The 24652-nt window shown below is 66.1% G+C and carries 23 protein-coding genes and 1 pseudogene; 12 read left to right on the top strand and 12 right to left on the bottom strand.

What is annotated here, in order from left to right; translation table 11 throughout:
- Positions 1-282 (bottom strand): annotated as a pseudogene (locus DI605_RS03115) (electron transfer flavoprotein subunit beta/FixA family protein); the annotation flags it as partial.
- A gap of 135 nt (positions 283-417) precedes the next feature.
- The gene (gene sucC, locus DI605_RS03110) at positions 418-1617 is read right to left on the bottom strand and encodes an ADP-forming succinate--CoA ligase subunit beta (RefSeq protein WP_293968823.1); all 1200 of its coding nucleotides are present in this window, start codon (positions 1615-1617) and stop codon (positions 418-420) included.
- Between the two features lie 129 nt (positions 1618-1746).
- On the opposite strand from sucC, the gene DI605_RS03105 reads away from it, so the two are divergent.
- The 3 genes from DI605_RS03105 (at position 1747) to ahpF (ending at position 4602) form a co-directional block, all read left to right on the top strand.
- On the top strand, positions 1747-2244 hold the full coding sequence (locus tag DI605_RS03105) for a sterol desaturase family protein (RefSeq protein ID WP_293968821.1): 498 nt from the start codon (positions 1747-1749) through the stop codon (positions 2242-2244).
- Positions 2245-2368: 124 nt separating this feature from the next.
- Complete coding sequence (gene ahpC, locus DI605_RS03100) at positions 2369-2932, top strand: alkyl hydroperoxide reductase subunit C (protein WP_293968819.1); 564 nt, start codon at positions 2369-2371, stop codon at positions 2930-2932.
- Positions 2933-3006: 74 nt separating this feature from the next.
- The gene (ahpF, locus tag DI605_RS03095) at positions 3007-4602 is read left to right on the top strand and encodes an alkyl hydroperoxide reductase subunit F (protein WP_293968817.1); all 1596 of its coding nucleotides are present in this window, start codon (positions 3007-3009) and stop codon (positions 4600-4602) included.
- Positions 4603-4638: 36 nt separating this feature from the next.
- Here ahpF and DI605_RS03090 read toward each other — a convergent pair whose 3' ends face one another.
- From DI605_RS03090 to crtY, 6 genes are read right to left on the bottom strand one after another with little or no spacing between them, the layout of a single operon-like run.
- Positions 4639-5547: a 5'-methylthioadenosine/S-adenosylhomocysteine nucleosidase gene (locus tag DI605_RS03090; RefSeq protein ID WP_293968815.1), complete on the bottom strand. Its 909-nt coding sequence runs from the start codon at positions 5545-5547 to the stop codon at positions 4639-4641.
- Positions 5548-5605: 58 nt separating this feature from the next.
- Complete coding sequence (locus DI605_RS03085; RefSeq protein WP_293968813.1) at positions 5606-6307, bottom strand: DUF2490 domain-containing protein; 702 nt, start codon at positions 6305-6307, stop codon at positions 5606-5608.
- A 14-nt stretch (positions 6308-6321) separates the two neighbouring features.
- Entirely contained in the window at positions 6322-7260 is a 939-nt protein-coding gene (locus tag DI605_RS03080) for a phytoene/squalene synthase family protein (RefSeq protein WP_293968914.1), read from the bottom strand.
- On the bottom strand, positions 7257-7838 hold the full coding sequence (locus DI605_RS03075) for a TIGR00730 family Rossman fold protein (protein ID WP_293968811.1): 582 nt from the start codon (positions 7836-7838) through the stop codon (positions 7257-7259). The genes DI605_RS03080 and DI605_RS03075 overlap by 4 nt, the downstream gene beginning before the upstream one ends.
- Positions 7835-9319: a phytoene desaturase gene (locus DI605_RS03070; RefSeq protein ID WP_293968809.1), complete on the bottom strand. Its 1485-nt coding sequence runs from the start codon at positions 9317-9319 to the stop codon at positions 7835-7837. Before DI605_RS03070 ends, DI605_RS03075 begins: the two co-directional genes overlap by 4 nt.
- Positions 9319-10473 (bottom strand): lycopene beta-cyclase CrtY, encoded by a 1155-nt coding sequence (gene crtY, locus DI605_RS03065; protein ID WP_293968807.1) that lies wholly within the window; start codon positions 10471-10473, stop codon positions 9319-9321. Before crtY ends, DI605_RS03070 begins: the two co-directional genes overlap by 1 nt.
- Positions 10474-10526: 53 nt before the next feature.
- Between crtY and DI605_RS03060 the strand changes: the two genes are divergently transcribed.
- Entirely contained in the window at positions 10527-11258 is a 732-nt protein-coding gene (locus DI605_RS03060) for a sterol desaturase family protein (protein WP_293968912.1), read from the top strand.
- A gap of 141 nt (positions 11259-11399) precedes the next feature.
- Here the strand turns inward: DI605_RS03060 and DI605_RS03055 are convergent, their stop codons facing one another.
- Positions 11400-11957: a 2'-5' RNA ligase family protein gene (locus DI605_RS03055; protein WP_293968805.1), complete on the bottom strand. Its 558-nt coding sequence runs from the start codon at positions 11955-11957 to the stop codon at positions 11400-11402.
- Between the two features lie 104 nt (positions 11958-12061).
- A complete protein-coding gene (locus tag DI605_RS03050) occupies positions 12062-12640 on the bottom strand; it encodes a TlpA disulfide reductase family protein (RefSeq protein ID WP_293968803.1) in 579 nt (192 codons plus the stop codon).
- 16 nt (positions 12641-12656) lie between these two features.
- Here DI605_RS03050 and argH point away from each other — a divergent pair, with 16 nt between their 5' ends.
- The 5 genes from argH (at position 12657) to recF (ending at position 17648) form a co-directional block, all read left to right on the top strand.
- Positions 12657-14033 carry an argininosuccinate lyase gene (gene argH, locus DI605_RS03045; RefSeq protein WP_293968910.1) on the top strand — a complete coding sequence of 459 codons (1377 nt, stop codon included), beginning with the start codon at positions 12657-12659 and terminating at the stop codon, positions 14031-14033.
- Complete coding sequence (locus DI605_RS03040) at positions 14030-14269, top strand: hypothetical protein (protein WP_293968801.1); 240 nt, start codon at positions 14030-14032, stop codon at positions 14267-14269. Before argH ends, DI605_RS03040 begins: the two co-directional genes overlap by 4 nt.
- Positions 14270-14271: 2 nt before the next feature.
- Positions 14272-15561 (top strand): diaminopimelate decarboxylase, encoded by a 1290-nt coding sequence (gene lysA / locus DI605_RS03035; RefSeq protein ID WP_293968800.1) that lies wholly within the window; start codon positions 14272-14274, stop codon positions 15559-15561.
- Between the two features lie 2 nt (positions 15562-15563).
- Positions 15564-16430, top strand: a complete 867-nt coding sequence (galU, locus tag DI605_RS03030) for a UTP--glucose-1-phosphate uridylyltransferase GalU (protein WP_293968908.1) — start codon at positions 15564-15566, stop codon at positions 16428-16430.
- Between the two features lie 126 nt (positions 16431-16556).
- Positions 16557-17648 carry a DNA replication/repair protein RecF gene (gene recF / locus DI605_RS03025; protein ID WP_293968798.1) on the top strand — a complete coding sequence of 364 codons (1092 nt, stop codon included), beginning with the start codon at positions 16557-16559 and terminating at the stop codon, positions 17646-17648.
- A 58-nt stretch (positions 17649-17706) separates the two neighbouring features.
- Here recF and DI605_RS03020 read toward each other — a convergent pair whose 3' ends face one another.
- Positions 17707-19122 (bottom strand): M20/M25/M40 family metallo-hydrolase, encoded by a 1416-nt coding sequence (locus DI605_RS03020; protein ID WP_293968796.1) that lies wholly within the window; start codon positions 19120-19122, stop codon positions 17707-17709.
- 262 nt (positions 19123-19384) lie between these two features.
- A complete protein-coding gene (locus DI605_RS03015; protein ID WP_293968794.1) occupies positions 19385-20089 on the bottom strand; it encodes a VIT family protein in 705 nt (234 codons plus the stop codon).
- Between the two features lie 107 nt (positions 20090-20196).
- Between DI605_RS03015 and gyrB the strand changes: the two genes are divergently transcribed.
- Genes gyrB through DI605_RS03000 form a run of 3 tightly spaced genes read left to right on the top strand, consistent with a single transcriptional unit; the run spans position 20197 to position 24618 of the window.
- Positions 20197-22674, top strand: coding sequence for a DNA topoisomerase (ATP-hydrolyzing) subunit B (gyrB, locus tag DI605_RS03010; protein WP_293968792.1), 2478 nt, complete (start codon positions 20197-20199; stop codon positions 22672-22674).
- Positions 22674-23561, top strand: a complete 888-nt coding sequence (locus tag DI605_RS03005; protein WP_293968790.1) for an aldose 1-epimerase family protein — start codon at positions 22674-22676, stop codon at positions 23559-23561. The genes gyrB and DI605_RS03005 overlap by 1 nt, the downstream gene beginning before the upstream one ends.
- A gap of 4 nt (positions 23562-23565) precedes the next feature.
- Complete coding sequence (locus tag DI605_RS03000) at positions 23566-24618, top strand: type III polyketide synthase (protein ID WP_293968906.1); 1053 nt, start codon at positions 23566-23568, stop codon at positions 24616-24618.
- The last annotated feature ends 34 nt before the right edge of the window (positions 24619-24652 follow it).

The raw sequence follows: 24652 nt of genomic DNA, 5'->3' as shown, positions 1-24652 counted from the left end.
CGGCTCGACCTCGTCGTCCGTCTGCACCAGGATCGCGCGATCCGCGCCCATCGCCAGCGCCGTGCGCAGCGTCTCCTGCGCCTTCTGCGGCCCCACCGATACCGCCACGACCTCCGTCGCGACGCCCTTCTCCCGAAGCCGGATCGCCTCTTCCACCGCAATCTCGTCGAACGGGTTCATCGACATCTTCACGTTCGACAGATCAACGCCCGTCCCGTCCAGCTTCACCCGCGGCTTCACGTTATAATCTATCACCCGCTTCACCGGGACGAGTATCTTCATTGCCTCGATCCTTTCAGGCCGGCGCGACGCAAACGCGCTCTCACGTCCCCGTTTTCGTTATCGAGCGCCGATTGCAACTGCGAATTTGCCAACCTGTGAAGCAGCCTTTGCATACTGCTTCACAGGTTTGCGGGATCAGGCGGCCTTCTTCACCTGGGCCACGATCTTCCTGGCGGCATCACCGAGATCGTCGGCGGCCACGATCGGCAGGCCGCTGTTGGCGAGGATGTCCTTGCCCTGCTGCACGTTCGTTCCCTCGAGGCGGACGACGAGCGGCACCGAGAGATTCACTTCCTTGGCGGCGGCGACGATGCCCTCCGCGATGATGTCGCAGCGCATGATGCCGCCGAAGATGTTGACGAGGATGCCCTCCACCGCCGGATCGGACAGGATCAGCTTGAATGCCGAGGTCACCTTCTCCTTGTTGGCGCCGCCGCCCACATCGAGGAAGTTGGCCGGGAAGGCGCCGTTGAGCTTGATGATGTCCATCGTCGCCATGGCGAGGCCGGCGCCGTTGACCATGCAACCGATATTGCCGTCCAGCTTGATGTAGGCGAGGTCGTACTTGGACGCCTCCACCTCGGCCGGATCCTCCTCGGTCTCGTCGCGGAGCGCGAGGATATCGGGGTGGCGATAGAGGCTGTTCGAATCGAAGCTGACCTTGGCGTCGAGCACGAGCAGCTTGCCGTCCGTCGTCTCGACCAGCGGGTTGATCTCCAGCATGCTCATGTCGGTGGCGACGAACGCCTCGTAGAGCTGGCCGGCGAGCTTGATCGCCTGCTTGTTGAGATCGCCCTTCAGCTGCAGCGCGAACGCCACGGCGCGGCCATGATGCGGCTGGAAGCCTTCGGCCGGATCGATCGTGATGGTGCGGATCTTCTCGGGCGTGTCGTGCGCGACCGTCTCGATATCCATGCCGCCTTCGGTGGAGACGACCATCGCGATGCGGCCGGTGGCGCGATCGACGAGCATCGAGAGATAATATTCCTTCGCGATATCCGCGCCGTCCGTGATGTACAGCCGGTTGACCTGTTTGCCGGCCTCCCCCGTCTGGATCGTCACGAGCGTGTTGCCGAGCATGTCGGTGGCGTTGGCGCGCACCTCGTCCAGCGTCTTGGAGAGGCGGACGCCGCCCTTGGCATCGGCCGGCAGTTCCTTGAACTTGCCCTTGCCGCGGCCGCCGGCGTGAATCTGCGACTTCACGACATAGAGCGGCCCGGGAAGCTGCTTCGCAGCCTCGACCGCCTCATCGACGGTCATCGCCGCAAAGCCGGCGGGAATCGCCACGCCGAACTTCGCAAGCAGTTCCTTGGCCTGATATTCGTGGATGTTCATCGCGCTGATACCCCTTGTTGGGCGGGCGAGCAGAATCTCGCGGGAAAGCCACCGGCCTAAAGCATAAGCCGGTAGGCCGCCGCAAGGCCGTCTCTCGCAACCGCACAACGGCTGGGCTATGAGGCGGCCATGTCCTGGATTGCCGGCCTTGCCCTGTTCATTGCCACCGTCGCCGGCATGGAGGGCTTCGCTTATGCGGCCCATCGCTGGATCATGCACGGGCCGGGCTGGTTCCTGCACGAGAGCCATCATCGCCCCCGCATCGGCCATTGGGAGCTGAACGATCTGTATGCGGCGATCTTCGCCGTGCCCTCCTTCGTGCTGCTGCTCGGCGGCGCGCAGCTGGGCTGGTGGCCCGGCTGCACGTGGATCGGCGCGGGAATCGCCGCCTATGGCGCCATCTATTTCGGCTTTCACGACTGGATCGTGCACCAGCGCCTGCCGGGACGGTTTGTCCCGCGATCGCGCTACATGAAGCGGATCGTGCAGGCGCACCGGCTGCATCATGCGGTGGAGACCAAGCATGGCACGGTCAGCTTCGGCTTCCTCGTGGCGCCCGCGCCGGACGCGCTGAAGGCGGAACTCAAGCGGCGCGAACGGGCCGGAATGCGCGCCCCGCGCGGTTGAAGCCGTCACAAAGACACTCATCGATAGAATCGATTGAACTGGCCGGATTATCCAATTTCTTCTTCGCTGCGGACGCGCCTAGATGGACGCTGTCAGACCGACTCACAGCAAGGGAAAAAATCCGATGGCGATCATGAGCACCCCGATCAAGCCGTTCACGGCGACGGCCTACAAGGAAGGCAAGTTCGTCGACGTCACCGACGCGGACGTGAAGGGCAAGTGGTCGGTCTTCTTCTTCTATCCGGCCGACTTCACGTTCGTCTGCCCGACGGAGCTTGAGGACCTGGCCGACATCTACCCGACCCTCCAGGGCATGGGCGTGGAAGTCTATTCGGTCTCCACCGACACGCACTTCAGCCACAAGGCCTGGCACGATACGTCGCCTGCAATCGGCAAGATCAACTATTACATGCTGGGCGACCAGAACCATGTGATCTCGAACAATTTCGACGTGCTGCGCCCGGGCGTGGGCCTGGCCGATCGCGGCACCTTCGTGGTGGATCCCGAGGGTATCGTTCAGCTCGTCGAGATCACGCCGGAGGGCGTGGGCCGCAACGCCGCGGAACTGCTGCGCAAGATCAAGGCGCTCCAGTACTGGGTGAGCCACCCCGGCGAAGTGTGCCCGGCCAAGTGGGAAGAGGGCGAAGCCACGCTCGCTCCCTCGCTCGACCTCGTCGGCAAGATCTAACTCGACCTATCGCCGGGGTGGGCCATCGCCCGCCCCGGCACCTGCCCCACATTCCAGCGTAACCGGAGTTATCCATGTTGGACGCCAATCTGAAAGGCCAGCTGAAGGCCTATCTCGCGAACATCCGTCAGCCGATCGAGCTGGTGGCGTCGCTGGACGACGCGCCCAAATCCGTGGAGCTCAGGGAGCTGCTGGACGAGATCGCCGCGCTGGCGCCGGACAAGGTTTCGGTCGTCCGCAAGGATGACGACAAGCGCCGCCCCAGCTTCATGATCCGCCGCGTCGGCACCGATATCGGCGTCCGCTTCGCCGGCATTCCCATGGGGCATGAATTCACCAGCCTCGTCCTCGCCTTGCTGCAGGTGGGCGGTCATCCGTCCAAGGCCGCGCAGGAGCTGATCGATCAGGTGAAGGGCCTCGACGGCGACTATGCCTTCGAAACCTATTTCTCGCTCTCCTGCCAGAACTGCCCCGATGTGGTGCAGGCGCTGAACCTGATGAGCGTGCTGAATCCCCGCATCAGCCACGTTGCGATCGATGGCGGCCTGTTCCAGGACGAGGTCTCGGAGCGCAAGGTGATGGCGGTGCCCACCATTTTCCTGAACGGCGAGCCTTTCGGGCAGGGCCGGATGGAGCTGGAGCAGATCGTCGCCAAGATCGACAGCGGCGCCACCGCCAAGGCGGCGGAGAAGATCCAGGCCAAGGATCGGTTCGACGTGCTCGTCGTCGGCGGCGGCCCCGCCGGCGCCGCGGCCGCGATCTATACCGCGCGCAAGGGCATCCGCACCGGTATCGCGGCGGAGCGCTTCGGCGGACAGGTGCTCGATACGATGGCGATCGAGAATTTCATCTCCGTGCCCCACACCGAGGGGCCGAAGCTTGCCGCTCATCTGGAGCAGCACGTCAAGGATTATGATGTCGACATCATGAACCTGCAAAAGGCGCAGAAGCTGATTCCTGCTAGGAGCGAGGGCGGCCTGCACGAAGTGCTGCTGGAAAATGGCGCGAGCCTGAAGGCGCGCACGATCATCCTCTCCACCGGCGCGCGCTGGCGGCAGATGGGCGTGCCCGGCGAGGACGAGTATCGCAACAAAGGCGTGGCCTATTGCCCGCACTGCGATGGCCCGCTCTTCAAGGGCAAGCGCGTGGCCGTGATCGGCGGTGGGAATTCGGGCGTCGAGGCGGCGATCGATCTGGCCGGCATCGTGGCGCACGTCACGCTGATCGAATTCGACACGGATCTGCGCGCCGATGCGGTGCTGCAGCGCAAGCTGGCCAGCCTGCCCAACGTGAAGATCATCACGTCCGCCCTCACCACCGAGGTGAAGGGTGACGGCGAGAAGGTGAACGGCCTTGTCTACAAGGATCGCGGCAACGGCTCGACGCATGAGATCGCGCTGGAGGGCATTTTCGTCCAGATCGGTCTGGTGCCGAACACCGAATGGCTGAAGGACACGGTATCGCTTTCGCCGCGCGGCGAGATCGAGATCGATGCTCGCGGCGAAACATCGCGGCCGGGCATCTTCGCGGCGGGCGACTGCACCACCGTGCCCTACAAGCAGATCGTGATCGCCATGGGCGCGGGCTCCACCGCCGCGCTTTCGGCATTCGATTATCTGATCCGCCTGCCCACGCAGGACACTGCCGAGCGCGAGGCGATCGCGGCGTAAACCCTGCCCTCCCCGGCAAAACCGGGGAGGATCGGGCTATTCCGGCAGAGCCTTCAGGAAAGCCGTCACCACCAGCGCGCTATTGTCCGAAGCAAGCCGGTAGAATGTCGGCCCCTGATTGTCGCCGGGATCGCCGCCGGCGAGATCGGAAAGGCTGCGGAAGGCGATGAAGGGCACCGCATTGGCATAGGCCACATGCGCGACGGCGGCGCTTTCCATATCCAGCACCTGCGCCCCGAACGTGCGATAGGCATAATCGCGATATTCGGCATTATCCATGTAGACCGGCCCGGAAATGCCGTTGCCGCCCACGATCACACGCGGCTGGGCCTTCAGGCATTTTTTCTCTTCCGTGCAGCGCTTGAGCGTGACGGGCGGCATCGCCCTGGCGACCGCCAGCATCGCCGGATCGGAATCGAACCAGGTGCGCCGTTCATAGGCATCGGAACCGGCACGACGCAGGCCGATCGTGCGGGGAAAGATCATTCCATAAGCGGGCAGATCGGCCTGGCCATCATCACCGGCCGGCGGCACGAATCCCGTCGGCGTCTTTCGCCCGAATGCGCTTTCCAGATATTCGGCCCAGCGATCGGCAACGACGACATCGCCCACATCCAGCTTCGGATCGATGCCGCCTGCGACCCCCGAAAAGACGATGCTGCTGATCGCGAAGCGATCGAGCGCGAGCTGGGTGGTCATCGCGGCATTCGTCATGCTCACGCCGCTAAGGAACAACACGACCTTCTTGCCGGCAAGATCGCCCAGCAGGAAGCGATTGCCGTTGATCACCTGCTCGCTGGTGCCGGTCATCTCCTTCTGGAGCGCGATCCATTCGGGCTCGAAGGCCGAGATCACGGCGATGCGCCTTTCGGGCTCCGCCGCCATGGCGGGCATGCCCAGGCCCGTCAGGCCGAGAAAGATCAAGATGCGAGCGATATGGCGCACGAACGGCCCTCCCTTTGCGGCGCAGCCTAGCGGGCAATGCTGCGCTGCAAAAGAGGCGCTACGGCCGGATCCAGAAGGTGAAGGCGGCCATGTGATTCATCCGCTTGCGCCCACCGGGATCGTTGATCAGCTGGTTCTGATAGCCGAAATCCATCGTGGACCGCCCGAACAGGGGCACTTCGACACCGACCAGGCTGCGCAGCTGATCGAATCCGCCGCGCGCGCCCCAATCCGTATCGTTGAGAGCCAGGAATCCCTCGACCTGGACCAGCGCGCGGACATGCTTCGGATCGCCGAGCGGCTTCGTGTAACGGATCATCTGGCGCAGTCGCCAGCCGGTATCGTCGCCATGGGATAAGCGGCGATGTTCGATCCGCGTGCGCAGCAGGCCCGATCCACCGGCGACCTTCGGGAAGGCCCAGTTGAACTGGCCGAAGAAGCGCTCCTCGTTGCGATCCGGGCCATTTTCGATCGGCAGGAAAACATGCGCATAGCCGCCATAGGCGGTGATCCTGTTCGAAAAGCGATAGCCGATGGCAGGGCGCACCAGAATCTGCTGCGCGCGGCTCACACCATCGCCGATGCGGGGCTGCACTTCGGCGAAATACGCGAATTTCCCGACATTGCCGATGACGGTGAGATTGACCCACAATTGCTCGTCCTCGGCCGTCCGGGCGGCCGCCGGCGCCGTCAGAAATATTGCGATCCACGCCAGAAACAATCTGGAAAAATTTAGGGGAATCAGTCGTTTATCTGCCATCCCGCTCCCGTGCCTTACAGGCGCGGGCGCGTCCAGAGCGTATCGGGCCGTAATGAAGGCGAGAGGGGCGCGGGCTGCAGAGACTCTCCCCAGGCGCGCATCGCGGCGCCGAGCTTCGCCCATTTAGAGGTGGAGACGCGATGGTCCCACGCCGCCGCCCCGGCCTTCGCCACCGCCCGCCCGATGCCGCCATAGATATGGGCGGCGGCGAGCACTGCCCAGCGCGACCGGAATGGCAGGGCAAAAGCCCCGATCCGGGCACTCGCCTCGTATCGCGCGGCGCCATCCGTCAGCAGGCGGGCGAGCGTGACGAGTCCAGCGCGATGCGCGGGGCGCATATGTTCGCCGGGCGGAATATCCATCTCCGCCAGCCATTCGGCGGGGAGATAGCAGCGGCCGACCGCATCATCCTCGCTCAGATCACGCGCGATATTGGCAAGCTGGAAGGCGAGGCCGAGATCGCAGGCCCGATCGAGCACCGCATCGTCATCTGGCGCGACGCCCATCACGATCGCCATCATCACGCCAACGGCGCCCGCGACATGATAGCAATAGCGGTGGAGATCGTCGGCGGTGCGCGGGCTCCAGCCCTCGCCATCGAGCGCGAAGCCATCGATCACATCGAAGGGCAGGCGCGCCGGTATCCCGCATTCGGCGGCGACGAGGCCCAATGCATCGAATGCGGGCTCGCCCGTCTCGCGCCCCGCCAGCGCCTCACCCGTCAGATGGCGGATGCGGGCGATGCGCGCCGGCCCGTCGGAAAGCCGGGTCATGCCATGGCCATGATCCTGCCCGTCCGCGATATCGTCGCAGGCGCGGCACCAGGCATAGAGCAGCCAGGCACGCTCGCGCGTCTCGGCATCGAACAGCTTCGAGGCCATCGCGAACGACTTGGAGCCGCGCGCGATCGAGGTACGCGCGAACTGGACGAGCGCGGGCCGATCGAGGCTCAGAGTTCGCTCGCCTTCATCTGGGCGACGGTGCGGATGGGAATGTGCGCCGCCATGCGCGCCAGCAGATCGTCCAGCGTGTCCGCCGCGATCAGGATGCCCCGATGCTGGGGGCGGAGAAAGCCCACCTCTGCCATCGTCTCCACGAACGTCAGCAATCCATCATAGAAGCCCGCCACGTTGAGCAGACCGACGGGCTTGGCGTGGTAGCCGATCTGCGCCCAGCTCATCGCCTCCCACAATTCGTCCATCGTGCCGGTGCCGCCGGGGAGCGTGACGAACCCGTCCGACAAATCGGTGAAGGCCTTCTTGCGCTCGTGCATCGTCTCGACGACGTGAAGCTCCGTGCAGCCGCGATGCGCCACCTCGGCGGTGACGAGGGCCTTGGGGATCACGCCGATCACCTCGCCCCCGGCTTCCAGCGCGCCATCGGCCACCGCCCCCATCAGGCCGAGCCGGCCGCCGCCATAGACGACGCCGATGCCGCGTTCGGCGAGCATGCGGCCCACCTCACGGGCATTTTCCACATAAACGGGATCGGCGGGCGTCGCCGATCCGCAATAGACGGCGAGACGCTTCACCGCAGATCCTCCAGCATGAGGCGCGCCGTGGCCTTGGCCGATCCGACGACGCCGGGAATGCCGGCGCCCGGATGCGTGCCGGCGCCGACGAAATAGAGATTGGGAATCGCATCGTCGCGATTGTGCGTGCGGAACCAGGCCGACTGGGTCAGCAGAGGCTCCAGGCTGAAGGCGGAGCCCAGGTGGGCGGAGAGATCGCCGTGGAAATCCTGCGGCGTGTAGCAGAAACGGGTGACGATCCGGTCCTTGAGACCGGGTATCAGCCTGCGCTCCACCTCCGCCAGGATGCGATCGGCATAGCTTTCCTTCAGCGCGTCCCAATCGACCGGCAGCTTGCCGAGATGCGGCACGGGTGCGAGCGCATAGAAAGTCGAGCATCCCTCCGGCGCCAGCGACGGATCAGTGACGGTGGGATGGTGGAGATAGAGGGAGAAATCGGCGGGCAGCACGCCGGTTTCGTAAATATCATGGAGCAGGCCCTTATAACGCGGTCCGAACAGGATCATGTGGTGCGGAATGCCGGGCCAGGTGCCCTTGATCCCGAAATGCACCACGAACAGCGACGGCGACCAGCGCTTGCGCTCCAGCGACTTCGCCACGCGACGCCCCCGCCCCGATCCGCTCAGCAGATCGCGGTAGCTGTGCATGATATCGGCATTGGAGGCGACCGCATCGAATGTCTCACGCCATCCGCTCCGCGTGCGCACGCCCGTCGCGCGATCACCGAGCGTCTCGATCTCCTCGACCGGATCGCCGAGACGCAGCGTGCCGCCGAGACGCTGGAACAGCGCCGCCATGCCATCCACCAGCGCATTCGTGCCGCCTTTGGCGAACCAGACCCCGCCCAGCTTTTCCAGCTTGTGGATCAGCGCATAGATGGAACTGGTCGTCATCGGATTGCCGCCGACCAGCAGCGTGTGGAACGACAGCGCCTGCCGCAGCCGTTCATCCTTCACGTAGGAGGAGACGATCGAATAGACCGAGCGCCATGCCTGATATTGGGCGAGCGCGGGCGCCGCGCGGATCATGCTGGCGAAATCGAGAAAGGCGTGGGCGCCGAGCTTCTCATACCCCTCGTGATAGACGCCCGCCGAATAATCGAGGAAACGCTGATAGCCGGCGGCATCGCCCGGGCACATGCGATCGATCTCGGCGCGCAGCGCGGGCTCGTCATTCGAATAATCGAAACTCGATCCGTCCGGCCAGTTCAGCCGGTAAAAGGGCATGACCGGCTGGAGCGTCACGTCGCGATCGATCGACTGACGGGAGAGCGCCCACAATTCCTTCAGGCAATCGGGATCGGTGATCACGGTGGGGCCGGCATCGAAGGTGAAGCCCTCGCGCTGCCACCTATAGGCCCGGCCGCCGGGGCGATCGCGCGCCTCGATCAGCGTGGTGGCGATGCCCGCCGATTGCAGGCGGATGGCGAGCGCGAGGCCGCCGAATCCGGCGCCGATCACCGCCGCCCTGCGCGCCGCCATCAAGCTTGCCCCCCCAAGATCACGCGCGCGGCCCGGCCCAGCGGCACCGGCGGCTTTCCGCACAGTATGCGGGCCTTGTCCAGCCCGGTCGATTGCCCGGCATAGAAACGGGAGATCAGCCCGGCATCCAGCGAATAGAAGCGCTCGAGCATTCGATAGCGATCGGCGGGCTCGGCCGCGCGGAACAGCATGCGCGCGAGCAGGCGATAATAGCCGCGCGCTTTCCATGCCTTTTCCGCATGCGCCTTCAGCGCGTCGTGCAGCGCATGCACTTCCAGGCTCGGCAAGGCGGCGACAAGGCTGGCGGTGCGCACGGCATCGGGCAGGGAATAGCCGGTCATCGGCTGGAACAGGCCGGCCGCCATGCCGATCTTGCCGATCATCTGCGGGCCAGTGCGCCAGAGCAGCTCGAAATTGCCCCCCGTGGCGATGGGAAGCGCCGCCGCCTCCTCCCGCTCCACCGCACGGATCGTCCAGCCGCGCATGGCGGCATAATCGGCGATGCGCAGGCGGATGGCCGGCACGTCCAGCTCCGGGCCGGTCGTATAATAGGTATCCTCCACGAACAGGCGATCGGGGCCGAAAGGCAGCAGATAGACGAAGCGATAGCCGTCCGCCTGATCGATCGTGGCATCCATGATCGTGGGCCGCGTGAGGCCATGGGGCCGCTCCAGCACGAGCAGCTGGCCCACAAATTTCTGCCAGCCCAGTTCCAGCGCCGAAAGATCGCGCGCGCCCCGCGCATCGACGCACGATTCGGCCTCGATCCGGCTGCCATCCACCAGCGTGACACCGCCGCGATCCACCGCGATCACGCGCGCGTTGGTCACGATATCCTCGGGCGGCAGGGTCGCGCGGACGACGCTGTCCAGCCGCTCCGATTCGATCGAATGATAGGTGTTGGCGATCGTGCGGGCGTAGCGCGGGAAGGCGACATCATAGCCTTCCCAGCTGTGGCAGACGAGCGGCCCCACGAGCGACATGTCTTCCGGCGCGACATCGCTCGCGAAGAAGGACCAGATATGATTGCCGCCGATCCGATCGGCTCCCTCCACCAGCACGACCCGCGTGCCGGGCCGGCGGGCGCGAATGGCGAGCGCCAGCAGCCCCCCGGCCAGCCCGCCGCCGGCGATCAGCAGATCCGCTCTCTTCATCGCCGGCGCTTCTACCCAGCGCGCACGCCCGCGCCTATAGCGGGCCGGTGGAGATTTCCGCCGCCATCCTTGCCTCCGCTGTGGCCATGACCATGATCGTGGGCGTGCGCTATCTGCTCGCGAGCGCCGGCTTCGCCTGGGCGACGCGGCTGCGCCAGCCGGGTCTCTACGCCGGCCAGCGCCAGCAGATCCTCCGCGAGATCGGCTGGAGCCTCGCATCCGCCGCCATCTATGGCGCGCCCGCGGGCGTGGTCGCGTGGGGCTGGCGAGCGCGCGGCTGGACCCGGATCTACGAGGACGCGCATGCTTATCCGCTCTGGTGGCTGCCGGCGTCGGTGCTCGTCTATCTGCTGGCCCACGATACGTGGTTCTACTGGACGCACCGGGCGATGCACGCACCGCGTGCCTTCCGTCTGATGCACGCCGTGCATCATGCGAGCCGGCCGCCAACGGCATGGGCGGCGATGAGCTTCCACCCATGGGAAGCGCTGACAGGGGCGATCGTGATTCCCGCCCTCGCCTTCCTCGTGCCGATTCACGTGGGCGCACTTGGTGCCGTGCTGACGATCATGACCGTGATGGGCGTGACCAATCATATGGGCTGGGAGATGTTTCCCCGCGCGCTGGTGGAAGGGCCGGCCGGCCGCTGGCTGATCACCGCGAGCCACCATCAGCGCCACCACGAACAATATCGCTGCAATTACGGCCTCTATTTCCGCCTGTGGGACCGGCTGTGCGGGACGGACAAGGGGCTGGGGCGTTTCGATGCGGGGAAGCGCGGCTAAGCCTTTCTCTCCGCCGGCTCAGTCCTGAAAGACGGACGCTATCCTCGTATCAGGCCGGTGGGCAGACGGATCGCTTCCGCGCATTGCGCCCCTTCCTAAGAAGGAGGAGACCTGAGACCGGCCCCTTCAAACCATCTCGTTCTACAGCAGGCGCGGTTGCTCGATCAGCGCCCATGTTCCCAGCGTCCGGTGCATCGTCAGGCGCAGCAGGCTGTGAATCAGCACGAAATCCCGTGCTCGCCATGCGATCGGATCGATCGGGCGGCCGGCGAAGGCCGGGAGCGCATCATAGCCCAAGGTGACGTGCGGATTGAACGCCCAGCCCGCCCTCGGCACGATTCCCGCCTGCGTGAGCGCGCCGGCCACGGCCGACTGGAAACGACGCAGCGCGGGCGCGCGGGACGTGACGAGGCTGCCGCCGCGATGGCCGATCCGGCTCAACGCGACATCGAATGCGTCCGCACGTACCCGATCCAGCGCCGCCGCCATCGCCGGGCCGAGCGCGCGCGGCTCCGTCTCGAAATCGTCGGTGATGAACAATGTCATGTGCAGCCGATCGGGCGATACCCGATCCGAGACGGCGATCTCGCGCTGGATCCCCGCCATCGCCCGCACCGCCTCCGCAGGAGGGCGGAGCGCGACGAAATAACGGTGTTTGACCAGCGATCCCGGCGGGAAATCCGTCTGGTGGATTGTCACGACTCTGGCGCTCCTCTGCCCGGACCATGCCCGGACAGATGGAACATATCAAGAACTCAATGGCAGCGCAGACATTAAGGCGGGGACCTTCGATCCCGGCCGGCTCAGGCGCCGGCCTGCGCCAGAAGCGCCTTCGCCTTGGCGCCGGACCAGTCGAGATCACCGGAGATGCGCCACACCTCCTTCCCCTCCGCATCGAACAGGATCGAGACGGGCAACGACGCCTCGCCGAGCGCGAGCATCAGGGCATTGTCGCGATCATGATAGGGATGGATCGCGATGCCCTTGTCCTTGAGGAAGGGCAGCACGACCTTGGCACCCTGCATATCCTGGCTGACGGCGACGACTTGCAGCCCACCCGGCGCCTCGGCTCCCAGCTTCGCCAGCGTCGGCAATTCCTTCACGCAGGGCACGCACCATGTTGCCCAGAGATTCACGAGCACGGGCTTGCCCTTGAAATCCGCGATCGTCTTTTCGGCATTGTCGGCCGCCAGATCCTCGAACGGAGCCTTGGGGGCGGACTTGCCCTTGTGATCCATGTTCACGGCGACCGAAGGCTCCGGCGCGGCGGCCGGAGCGACTTCGGCGGGCGCGGTCGCTTGCGGCGCTGCGGGCTCTTGCCTATTGCAGCCGCCGGTCGCGACCACAGCCAACATCACGGGAAGAAGGGCAATACGCCGCATGTCTGACTCCAACGCCATGTGGGGAGGACGGTTCGCTGGCGGGCCTAGCGCCATCATGCGCGAAATCAACGCCTCGATCCCATTCGACAAGCGTCTGTGGCGGCAGGATATCGCCGGCAGCCGCGCACATGCCGCCATGCTGGCCGCCAACGGCATCGTTTCGGCCGATGACGTGGCGACGATCGACGGCGGCCTTGCGACGATCGCGGGCGAATATGAGACGGGCGGCGTTCCCGAGGATCTGGACCGCGAAGACATCCACATGACGGTGGAGAGCCGGCTGGCCGAGCTGATCGGGGCCGCCGCCGGCCGCCTCCACACCGCGCGCAGCCGCAACGATCAGGTGGCCACCGATTTTCGCCTGTGGGTGCGCGACAGCGTGGATGCGGTGGAGGCGGGGCTCGTGGCGCTCCAGCATGCGCTGGTGGCGCGCGCGGAGGAGCATGCCGCCAGCGTGATGCCGGGCTTCACGCATCTCCAGGTTGCCCAGCCGGTCACGCTCGGGCACCATCTGATGGCCTATTACGAGATGATCGGGCGGGATCGTTCGCGTTTCGCGGATGCACGCGCGCGCGCCAATCTCTGTCCGCTGGGATCGGCGGCGCTGGCGGGCACCGGCTTTCCGATCGATCGCCACGCCACGGCGGCCGCGCTGGGCTTCGACGGGCCGACGCGCAATTCGCTCGACAGCGTATCCGATCGCGATTTCGCGCTCGATTATCTTATGGCCGCCACCCAATGCGCACTGCACCTGTCGCGGCTGGCGGAGGAATTCGTGATCTGGGCGAGCCAGCCCTACGGCTTCGTCTCGCTGCCGGACAGCTATTCCACCGGCAGCTCGATCATGCCGCAGAAGCGCAACCCCGACGCGGCCGAACTGGTGCGCGGCCATAGCGGCCGGATCGCGGGCTGCATGGTGGCGCTGACCATGACGATGAAGGGCCTGCCGCTCGCTTATTCGAAGGACATGCAGGACGATAAGCCGCCCGTCTTCGAGGCGCATGATCTGCTGGCGCTTTCGATCGCCGCGATGACGGGCATGGTGGAGACCTCCACCTTCCGCACCGATCGGATGCGTGGCGCGGCCGAAGCCGGCTTCTCGACCGCCACCGATCTGGCCGACTGGCTGGTGCGGCAGGCGGACATTCCCTTCCGCGAGGCGCACCACATCACCGGCCGCGCCGTGAAGCTGGCGGAAACGGAGGGCGTGGCGCTCTCCGCCCTTTCGCTGGACGCACTGAAGGCGATCGACGCGCGGATCGATGAGCGGGTATTCGCGGCCCTTACGGTCGATGCCTCCGTCGCCGCGCGCAGGAGCTTCGGCGGCACCGCGCCCGATCAGGTGCGCGCGCGCGTGGCGGAAGCGAAGGCCGCGCTGGGGATCAGCGCATGAGGCGCGGGCTCCTCCTGCTTCTGGCGGCGGGCGCGCTGGCCGGATGCGGCAAGATGCAGAAGCTGGCGCCGGCCGCGGGCAAGGCCCTGCCGGTGAAGCCCGCCACATCGCCCAACCAGCCCGACGCCGTCCAGTTGCTCGCCTCGCCAACGCAATTCCGCCCCGGCCGGAGCGATGATCTGCTCTACAAGAGCCAGGTCCGCCCCGACGACCATTTCGACCTACCGCCGCGCTGACCATGGACCATTTCGAACTTCGCGACGGCAGCCTGCATGCCGAACATGTGCCGCTGGCGGCGATCGCCGATGTGGCCGGCACGCCGACCTACGTCTATTCGACCGCGACGATCGAGCGCCATGCGCGCGTCTTCCGGGACGCTCTGGATGGCGTGGAGAGCGGGCCGGAAGGGCCGCTGATCGCCTTCGCGGTGAAGGCCAATCCCAACAAGGCGGTGCTGGCGACGCTGGCCAGAGCCGGGCTGGGCGCGGACGTGGTTTCTGGCGGCGAGCTGGCGCGCGCGCGCGCCGCCGGCGTGCCCGCGAACAAGATCGTCTTTTCCGGCGTGGGCAAGACCGCCGAGGAAATGGCGCAGGCGCTGCACGAGGGGATCTTCCAGTTCAATCTGGAATCCGAGCCCGAGGCGGAGATGCTGTCGCAGGTGGCGGTGGCGCTGGGCCGCGTGGCCCCCGTCGCCTTCCGAGTGAATCCGGATGTGAATGCGGGCACGCACGCCAAGATTTCCACGGGCGGTTCGGAAGACAAGTTCGGCGTTCCGATCAGCCGCGTGATGGCCGCCTATGCGCGCGCCGCCACACTGCCGGGGCTGAAGGTGCAGGGCGTGGCGGTGCATATCGGCAGCCAGCTGACCGATCTGGCGCCCAGCCGCGCCGCCTTCACCCGCATCGGCGCGCTGATCGGCGAACTGCGCGCGGCCGGGCACGATATCACCACCGCCGATCTCGGCGGTGGGCTGGGCGTGCCTTATGATTCCGCCAAGCCATTGCCGCCCAGCCCCGCCGTCTATGGCGCGATGGTGCGCGAGGTGACGGCCGGCTGGAACGTGCGGCTGCTCTTCGAGCCGGGCCGCGTGATCGTGGGCAATGCCGGTGTGCTGCTGACCCGTGTGGTGCGCGTGAAGCAGGGCGAGACGCAGCCTTTCGTGATCGTGGATGCGGCGATGAACGATCTGCTCCGCCCCAGCCTCTATGATGCTTGGCACGAAATTCGCGCGGTGACGCCTTCGGGAGAGCGCTTCACCGCCACGATCGTCGGCCCGATCTGCGAGAGTGGCGACACGTTCGCCAAGCGCCGCGAGATGGACGAGGTGAAGGCAGGCGATCTCGTCGTGTTCCTCACGGCCGGGGCCTATGGCGCGACCATGGCCAGCACCTACAATTCGCGTGGGTTAACGCCAGAGGTAATGGTTTCCGGTCATGATTGGGCGATAGTACGCGCCCGACAGACGATCGAATCGCTGATTTCCGCCGATTCCCTGCCCGAGTGGCTCGAGAAGGAGACAGTTGCATGAGCGTGAAGCCCGTCCGTAAGGCCATTTTTCCAGTCGCCGGATTCGGCACGCGCTTCCTTCCCGCAACCAAGGCCGTTCCCAAGGAACTGCTGCCCGTCGTCGATCGGCCGCTGATCCAATATGCGGTGGACGAGGCGCTGGCCGCAGGCTTCGAGCAGCTCATCTTCGTCACCGGCCGATCCAAGCATGCGATCGAGGATTATTTCGATCGCGCCTTCGAGATCGAAAGCGACCTGCACGCCAAGCAGAAGACCGAGATCATCGAATTGCTGAAGCCCACCCGGCTGAAGCCCGGCCAGGCCGCCTTCGTGCGCCAGCAGGAGATGGCGGGCCTGGGCCATGCCGTGTGGTGCGCCAAGGGCCTGATCGGCGACGAGCCCTTCGCCGTCCTGCTGCCGGACGAATTGCTGTGGAATCCGGCCAATCCCTGCCTGAAGCAGATGCGCGAAACCTATGAGGCGAAGGGCGGCAACGTCATTTCCGTGGTCGCCGTGCCGGCCGAGCATACGCATCGTTATGGCGTGATCGCGCCGGGCACGGCCGAGGGCGCCGTCACCGAGATCAAGGGCATGGTGGAAAAGCCCAAGCAGGGCACGGCGCCGTCCAACCTGGCGGTGGTGGGCCGCTACATCCTCCAGCCCGAGGTGCTCGACATCCTCGATGCGGGCAAGAAGGGCGCGGGCGGCGAGATCCAGTTGACCGACGCGATGGCCGAACTGATCGGCAGGCAGCCCTTCCATGCCCAGACCTTCGACGGCACGCGCCACGATTGCGGCGAGAAACTGGGCTTCATCCAGGCCAATGTGGCGCTCGCGCTGGAGCGCGACGATATCGGCCCGGCACTGCGCGAGTGGCTCAAGGCGCTTTGATCCAATCTCTCCGGTGATCCTGAACTTGTTTCAGGATCCATGAGCCGCCATCGCTGGCCCGGATGATCTTACATTCGGGCGATGGATGCTGAAGCGGGTACGGCAAGACGGCGAAAGACGAGCGCGATGACCGCGCTCGCCCGCCTCACGCTGACCGATTTCCGCAACCACGCGGCGCTCACTCTCACGCCGGACGCGGGCCTCGTGCTGCTCACCGGGCTCAACGGATCGGGCAAGACCAACATCCTCGAAGCCGTCTCGCTGCTGGCGCCCGGACGCGGGCTGCGCGGCGCGACGCTTTCGGAGATGGCGCGCAGCAACGGGCCTGGCGGCTTCGCGATCAGCGCGCGCACGGGGGACGATCACGACCTCGGCACGGCGACGCTGGCGGCGGCACCGGAGCGCCGGCAGGTGCGGATTAACGGCGCGAACGGCAGCGCCGCGACGCTGGGGGACTATCTCGCCATCCTGTGGGTGACGCCCGCCATGGACCGGATTTTCTTGGAGGGCGCGAGCGCGCGGCGGCGCTTCCTCGACCGGCTGGTGCTGGCGCGCGAGCCTGCCCATGCGAGCCATGCCAGTCGCTACGAAACCGCGATGCGCGCCCGCAACAAGCTGCTGGCGGAGCCCGATGGCGCCGATCCGGGCTGGCTCGCCGCGCTGGAGGCCGGCATGGCCGAGCATGGCAACGCGATGGCTGCCGCCCGCACGCGCACCGTGAAGCGACTATCCGAGCGGCTGGAAGCGCAATCCGAAGGACCATTCGCGCGGGCCGGCCTCTCGCTCGATGGATGGCAGCCCTCCGGGGAGGAGGGCGCGGCCGCGCTGGCCGCCGAATTGCGCGCGGGGCGCGGCCGCGATGCCGCCGCCGGCCGCACGCTGGCCGGCCCGCATCGCAGCGATCTGGCGGTCATCCATCTCGGCAAGGGGCAGCCCGCCGCGCTCTGCTCGACCGGCGAACAGAAGGCGTTGCTCCTCGGCATCGTGCTGGCCCATGCCGATCTGGTCGCGGAGGATCGTCGCACCCGGCCGATCCTGCTGATGGACGAGGTGGCGGCGCATCTCGATCCCCTTCGCCGCGCCGCCCTGTTGGCGCGGCTGGCGGATGCCGGCGGCCAGGTGTGGATGACGGGAACAGATCTCGTCGCGTTCGGCCCATTGCCGACGCCGGCCACGATCATCGAACTCGGCGATCCATCGCCCGAACCGCCGCAATGAACGGCGTGGCGCGAGCGGAACCCCCGCCCGCTCGCGCCCAATCGCCCGCCTTCAGCCTCTATTTCGGCCCGTCCGCATAGGTTTTCACCAGCTCGGTCAGGAAATCGCGACCGCCATAGACGGAGGCGACCGATCGCCGCTCGTTGAGCCCATGGGCGCCATTGCCGTCCGGATCGCCATAGCCGCCCGGCGGGCCATAAACGGGAATGCCGATCCCCTCGAGGAAGATGCCGTCCGTGCCGCCCGTCGACATGGCGGGAACGAAAGGCACGCCCGGATAATATTTCGCGACCAGCTTCTCGGCCGGCCCGAAGATCCTGGGATCCAGCGGCGGCGGCACCGCCGGCGGGCGGATCGGCGGGACGAGCGTGACCGTCACCTTCGGATCGCCGATCGCCTGGACGAGCGCGGCCTGCGTCGCCTCCACGCTGTTGCCCGGGAAGATGCGGCAATTGATATTGGCGCCCGCCCGCTGGGGCAGCGCATTGTTGGCATGGCCGCCATCGAGCAACGTCGCCACGCAGGTCGTGCGCAGCATCGAATGATAGGAACGATCCCTGTCGAGGATCGCGAGCGCTGCCTTGTCGGCCGGATCCTTGGAGATCGCGACCATCGCTGCGCCCATCTCGCCCGGTTGCGACTTGCCGACGCGCGCGAAATAGGCGCGCGTCGTATCCGAAAGCTGGACCGGGAATTCATAGGTCGCGACCTTCTTCAGCGCATCGGCCAGTTCGTAGATCGCATTGTCCGGCACGGGGACGGAGCTGTGGCCACCGGGATTGGTGGTCTCGATCCGGTAATTCTGCACGGCCTTTTCGCCGACATGCATCGTCATCAGCACGACCTTGCCGTGACCATCCGTGCGCCCGCCACCGCCTTCGTTGAGCGCGAATTCGGCGGCGATCAGATCAGGCCGGTTCTTCGCGAGCCACTCGGCGCCGTCGAAAGCCCCGGTCGTCTCCTCGCCGCAGGTGAGCGCCATCTTGATCGTGCGCCCTGGCTTGTACCCGCTCTTCCGGAAGCGGATCATCATATCGACCCAGGCGGCATCCATCGCCTTCATGTCCGAGGTGCCACGGCCGTAGAAATAGCCGTTTTCCTCGATCAGCTTGTAAGGATCGCGCGTCCAGTCCTCGCGCTTGGCCACCACCACATCGAGATGGCCGAGCAGCAGCATCGGCTTCAGCGTCTTCGACGTGCCAGGATAGACGACGACGATCCCGCCTTCCTTGGGATGATCGGGCACCGCGAAGCGCGTAATCTGGTCCGCCGCATAGCCGGCATCCTTCAGATGCCCCTCAATCTTGTCCGCCAGCGCCGTGCAGCTGCCGGTGGTGATCGACGTGTCGGTCTCCACCATCTCCTGATAGAGCGCCCGGAAGCTCTGCTGCTCGGGCGTCAGCGGCGGGGTCTGCGCGCCGGATGGCCATGCGAGCAGCGAAAGCCCGACCGTTCCCAAAAGCCGCTTCTTCATCGTCGCTCCCATGCTTGCCCGGCGCCATGATGGGGCGTCTTCGGCGGACGGCGCAAGCCCGGATCGGAGCGCTCATGACGACGAAGGTCGACGATCCGGAACAAGAGCGCGGAACGGGAGTTTTTCGTATCCGGAGAGGATGCTTCCTCACAAACGACACAAGAATAATCGCCCGTAGGCGTAGCGTAAGGCGCCCTCGTCACACGAACTGTGGCGGGGGCGCGGTCGGCTTGGCGGAGATCGGAGAGCAACGATCCGCCGGCTAGAGTGCCGATCCGACGAAATGGCCGACAAGGGCCGTAAATCCCATGGCGAACGCCCCCCAGAAGAAGACGCGCAACGCGGCCGGACGGATGGGCGCGCCACCGATATGCGCGCTGATCGAGCCGAGTAGTACCAGCGTCGCGAGGGAAGCCAGCGTCACGCCCTCGCTCGTGAAACGGAGCGGAACCACGAGCGCGGTGAGGATGGGAAGCGTCGCCCCAAGCGCGAAGGAAGAGGCCGAGGCGAGCGCGGCCTGCACGGGGCGCGCCGCAGTCACCTCGTTGATGCCAAGCTCATCGCGGGCATGCGCGCCAAGCGGATCCACCGCCATCAGGCTGACGGCCACCTGCCGGGCCAGTGCCGGACCGAGGCCGCGCCGCTGATAGATGAGCTGCAATTCGCGCGTTTCCGCATCAGGCTCGGCCGCCAGCTCCCTCTTCTCGATCGCGAGATCGGCGCGCTCGGCATCGGCCTGCGACGAGACCGAGACATATTCGCCCGCCGCCATCGACATGGCGCCCGCCACCAGACCGGCAAGCCCGGTGACCACGACCTGTTCACGCGAGGAATGGGCCGAAGCGACGCCGACAATCAGGCCGGCGGTAGACAGGAGGCCGTCATTCGCCCCCAGAACGGCGGCACGCAGCCAGCCGATCCTGTCTCCGGCGTGGCGCTCCGCATGGCGATCCGCGCGCGCTTTCATGGCAGCCGGGACAGGGCATGGGCGCGCGAAAACCGATCCCCCCGCCTCACCATGCGACAGTCTCCATTTCGCTTGGGTTACGCCCGGCAAATCCCTATATGCTCGGCATGGCAGATACCCCCGAAACCAGCAACGGCTCTGAAGATTACGGCGCCTCCTCGATCAAGGTGCTCAAGGGCCTCGATGCGGTCCGCAAACGGCCCGGAATGTATATCGGCGATACGGACGATGGATCCGGCCTCCACCATATGGTGTTCGAGGTTAGCGACAATGCGATCGACGAGGCGCTGGCCGGCCATTGCGACCGGATCGTCATCACGCTGAATCCCGAAGGCTCGGTTTCCGTCGAGGATAATGGGCGCGGCATCCCCACCGGCATCCATGCCGAAGAGGGCGTATCCGCGGCCGAAGTCATCATGACCCAGCTGCACGCGGGCGGAAAATTCGACAACACCAATGATGCCAATGCCTACAAGGTTTCGGGCGGCCTGCACGGCGTGGGCGTCTCGGTCGTCAACGCGCTGAGCGAATATCTGGATCTCACCATCTGGCGCGATGGCGAGGAGCATTACATGCGCTTCGCCCATGGCGATGCCGTGGCGCCGCTCAAGGTGGTCGGTCCCGCGCCCGCGGGAAAGAAGGGCACGAAGGTGACCTTCCTGCCGAGCCCCGCCACCTTCAAGATCACCGAATTCGATTTCGAGAAGCTGGAGCATCGCTATCGCGAACTGGCGTTCCTGAATTCCGGCGTGCGCATCTTCCTGGTCGATGCGCGCCATGCCGAGAAGGTGGAGCATGAATTGTTCTACGAGGGCGGCATCGCGGCCTTCGTGAAATATCTGGATCGCGCCAAATCGCCGCTCTTCCCCGATCCGATCGCGGTGCATGGCCAGCGGGACGATGTGGGCATCGATGTCGCTCTCGAATGGAATGATTCCTATTACGAGAATGTCCTGCCGTTCACGAACAACATCCCGCAGCGCGACGGCGGCACCCACCTTGCCGCATTCCGCGCCGCGCTGACGCGCACGCTCAACAATTATGCGGAGAAATCCGGCGCGCTGAAGAAGGAGAAGGTGACCCTCACCGGCGATGACATGCGCGAGGGCCTCACCGCGATCGTATCGGTCAAGCTGCCCGATCCGAAATTCTCGAGCCAGACGAAGGACAAGCTCGTCTCCTCCGAAGTGCGTGCGCCGCTGGAAAGCCTGATCGCGGACAAACTGGCCGAGTGGCTGGAAGAGAATCCCAATCACGCCAAGGCGATCATCCAGAAGATCATCGATGCCGCCGCCGCGCGCGAGGCCGCCAAGAAGGCGCGCGAACTGACGCGCCGCAAGGGCGTGATGGATATCGCCTCCCTTCCCGGCAAGCTGGCCGACTGCCAGGAGCGCGATCCCGCCAAGAGCGAGCTTTTCCTGGTGGAGGGTGACTCGGCCGGCGGATCCGCCAAGCAGGGCCGCGATCGCAACACGCAGGCGATCCTGCCCCTGAAGGGCAAGATCCTGAACGTGGAGCGCGCGCGCTTCGACAAGATGCTGTCGTCAAAGGAGGTCGGCACGCTCATCCAGGCGATGGGCACGGGCATCGGCCGCGACGATTTCAACATCGAGAAGCTTCGCTACCACAAGATCGTCATCATGACGGACGCCGACGTGGACGGCGCGCATATCCGCACCCTGTTGCTCACCTTCTTCTATCGGCACATGCCGGAGATCATCGAGCGCGGGCACCTCTTCATCGCCCAGCCGCCGCTCTACAAGGTCGCCAAGGGCCGTTCCGAAGTCTATCTGAAGGACGCGCCCGCGCTGGACGATTATCTGGTGGATGCGGGCCTCGGCTCCAGCGCGCTGGAAACCGGCGAAGGCACGCGCACCGGGCAGGATCTGCGCAGCCTGATCGATCATGCGCAGCGCGTGAACCGGCTGATGGCTTATGTGCCGCGCCGTTACGATCATGCCATGATCGAGGCGATGGCGCTTGCCGGCGCGCTGGATCCGGAGATCGGCGATCGCGCCAGCATGGCGACCGAAGCCGCCTCGTGGCTGAACCGCGCCGATCCCGAGGCGCGCTGGACGGTCGAGGCCACCGGCGAAGGCGGCTATCATGCGAAGCGCCTGTGGCGCGGCGTGACCGATCATCACGTGGTGGATGCGGGCTTCGTCGTTTCGACCGAAGCGCGCAGGCTGCATGCGCTGATGGCTGAACAGGCCCGGAGCTATGCCGTCGAGGCGCGGCTCGTTTCGATCAAGCAGGCCGAGCGCGCGGACGATGCCGACGACGACGCGACGCCCGAGCCCGCCAAGGGCAAGCGCATCACGCGGCCGTCCGAATTGCTGGAGGCGATCCTCGCCTCCGGGCGCAAGGGCCTCGCCATCGCGCGCTACAAGGGCCTGGGCGAGATGAATGCCGAGCAGCTGTGGGAAACCACGCTGGATCCGGCCAACCGATCGATGCTGAAGGTGGAGATCGCGCAGGCCGACGTGGCCGACGAGATCTTCACGCGGCTGATGGGCGACGTGGTGGAGCCGCGGCGCGAATTCATCCAGGACAACGCGCTCTCGGTCGCCAATCTGGACGTCTGATGCCCGAAATCGTCCGCATCGCCTCGCCCGCCTTGTCGGCGGACATCTCCACGCTCGGCGCGGAGCTGCAGGCGCTGCGGGACGAGGCCGGACGCGATCTGCTGTGGGATGGTGATCCGGCGTGGTGGGCGGGGCGCGCGCCGATCCTGTTCCCGATCGTGGGCGCCGTGGCCCATGACGAGATTCGTGTCGGCGGCCACGCCTATCGGCTTGCCAAGCATGGCTTTGCGCGCAGGGCGGAATGGCAGCTCGTGGAACGGACCGAGGCTTGCGCGACCTTCCGGCTGGAGGATGGCGCCGCGACGCGCGAAGCCTATCCCTTCGCCTTTCGGCTGGACCTCCGCTTCTCGATCGAAGGCGCGACGCTGACGGTGGTGGCGATGCTCACCAACAGCGGCACCACCGATTTGCCGGCAAGCTTCGGCTTTCATCCGGCATTCCGCTGGCCGCTTCCCTATGGGGCGGCGAAGGAGGATCATCGCGTGATCTTCGCGGCACCCGAGCCGGCACCGATCCGCCGCCTCGACAGTGCCGGGCTGTTGCGGCCGACACCAGAGCCGACACCGGTTGCAGGCGATATGCTCGCGCCGGACGCCAGCCTGTTCGAGGATGACGCGATCATCTTCGATCGCCTGGCGAGCCGATCCATATGGTTCGGCGCGCCGGGCACGCGCGGGCTGGACATCGCCTTTCCCGACATGCCGGAACTCGGCATCTGGCAGAAGCCGGGCGCGCCCTATCTCTGCATCGAGCCATGGGCGGGCTTTGCCGATCCTGCGGGCTATTCCGGGGAATTGCGCGACAAGCCCGGAATCCTCCGTCTTCCGGCCGGATCGAGCCATCAGTTCCTGATGAAAATCACGCTGGGTTCAGAAACGCCCCAGTAACTTCATCGCGGTGATCGCCCATATCAACCGCGTGGGAACAGCCACCCCATCCAACGAGGTGCATGGCCTGTTCGTGGAATGGGCGAAGGGCAGGATCGGGGATCGGCGCACCGCCGCATTGTTCGCGCGCATGGCCGATCGCTCTGGCATCGCACAACGCTGGTCCGTCCTCGCGCCCGAGCCTGAGGCGCGCCAGATCGATCCGGGCGGCTTCTATCACGGCGCCTCGCCCACGACGGCCCGGCGCATGTCCATCTATGCCGAGGAAGCGCCCCGACTGGCGCTGGCGGCGATCGCCAGATTGGGGCCGATCGAGGGCGTGACGCATATCGTCGTCGCCAGTTGCACCGGATTCGTGGCGCCGGGGGTCGATCAGATTATCGCCTCGCGGCTGGGCCTTTCTGCCACCGTCGAACGCGTGCTGGTGGGCTTCATGGGCTGCTATGCCGGGGTCGCCGCGCTGCGCACCGCCCACCATATTGTGCGCTCCGAGCCCGCAGCAAAAGTGCTCGTCGTCACCGTGGAATTATGCACGCTGCACCTGCAGCATTCGACGGAAATCGAGCCATTGCTGGCCATGCTGCAATTCGGCGATGGCGCGGCCGCCGCCATCGTGAGCGCGGAGCCCAAGGGGCTGGCGATCACACGCACCTTCTCCACCGCCCTGCCCGACAGTGCGGAGATGATCCGCTGGGAAATCGGCGATACCGGGTTCGCAATGCATCTGGCAGGCGGCGTTCCGGCCCGGATCGCCGACTCGCTTGCGCAGCCCGAAACGCGGGCCGCCATGCTGGGCGACGGACCCGTCGACATGTGGGCGGTCCATGCCGGGGGGCGATCGGTTCTGGATGCGGTGGAGCGCGCATTGTCCCTTCCCGAAAGCGCGCTCGCGGAATCCCGCGCCGTGCTCTTCGCGAAAGGCAACATGTCGTCCGCAACCTTGCTGTTCGTGCTGGAGCGACTGATGACGCGGGATGATGGCGCGGCCGGCGGCATCGCGCTCGCCTTCGGCCCCGGCATGGCGGCGGAAGGCTTTGGCTTTCGGCGGGCAAGGTGAGCGGGCTCGGGATCCGCAGCCGCGAAGAGGAGCA

The sequence above is a fragment of the Sphingomonas sp. genome (genome assembly GCF_003248515.1).
Lineage (GTDB): Bacteria > Pseudomonadota > Alphaproteobacteria > Sphingomonadales > Sphingomonadaceae > Sphingomonas_I.
This window is presented reverse-complemented; position numbering and strand designations above follow the sequence as displayed.

Coding starts and splice junctions, on each gene's coding strand:
- sucC (WP_293968823.1), bottom strand. CDS start 1,617: ATGAACATCCACGAATATCAGGCCAAGGAACTGCTTGCGAAGTTCGGC.
- DI605_RS03105 (WP_293968821.1), top strand. CDS start 1,747: ATGTCCTGGATTGCCGGCCTTGCCCTGTTCATTGCCACCGTCGCCGGC.
- ahpC (WP_293968819.1), top strand. CDS start 2,369: ATGGCGATCATGAGCACCCCGATCAAGCCGTTCACGGCGACGGCCTAC.
- ahpF (WP_293968817.1), top strand. CDS start 3,007: ATGTTGGACGCCAATCTGAAAGGCCAGCTGAAGGCCTATCTCGCGAAC.
- DI605_RS03085 (WP_293968813.1), bottom strand. CDS start 6,307: ATGGCAGATAAACGACTGATTCCCCTAAATTTTTCCAGATTGTTTCTG.
- DI605_RS03070 (WP_293968809.1), bottom strand. CDS start 9,319: ATGGCGGCGCGCAGGGCGGCGGTGATCGGCGCCGGATTCGGCGGCCTC.
- crtY (WP_293968807.1), bottom strand. CDS start 10,473: ATGAAGAGAGCGGATCTGCTGATCGCCGGCGGCGGGCTGGCCGGGGGG.
- DI605_RS03050 (WP_293968803.1), bottom strand. CDS start 12,640: ATGCGGCGTATTGCCCTTCTTCCCGTGATGTTGGCTGTGGTCGCGACC.
- argH (WP_293968910.1), top strand. CDS start 12,657: ATGTGGGGAGGACGGTTCGCTGGCGGGCCTAGCGCCATCATGCGCGAA.
- DI605_RS03040 (WP_293968801.1), top strand. CDS start 14,030: ATGAGGCGCGGGCTCCTCCTGCTTCTGGCGGCGGGCGCGCTGGCCGGA.
- lysA (WP_293968800.1), top strand. CDS start 14,272: ATGGACCATTTCGAACTTCGCGACGGCAGCCTGCATGCCGAACATGTG.
- recF (WP_293968798.1), top strand. CDS start 16,557: ATGACCGCGCTCGCCCGCCTCACGCTGACCGATTTCCGCAACCACGCG.
- DI605_RS03020 (WP_293968796.1), bottom strand. CDS start 19,122: ATGAAGAAGCGGCTTTTGGGAACGGTCGGGCTTTCGCTGCTCGCATGG.
- DI605_RS03015 (WP_293968794.1), bottom strand. CDS start 20,089: ATGAAAGCGCGCGCGGATCGCCATGCGGAGCGCCACGCCGGAGACAGG.
- gyrB (WP_293968792.1), top strand. CDS start 20,197: ATGGCAGATACCCCCGAAACCAGCAACGGCTCTGAAGATTACGGCGCC.
- DI605_RS03005 (WP_293968790.1), top strand. CDS start 22,674: ATGCCCGAAATCGTCCGCATCGCCTCGCCCGCCTTGTCGGCGGACATC.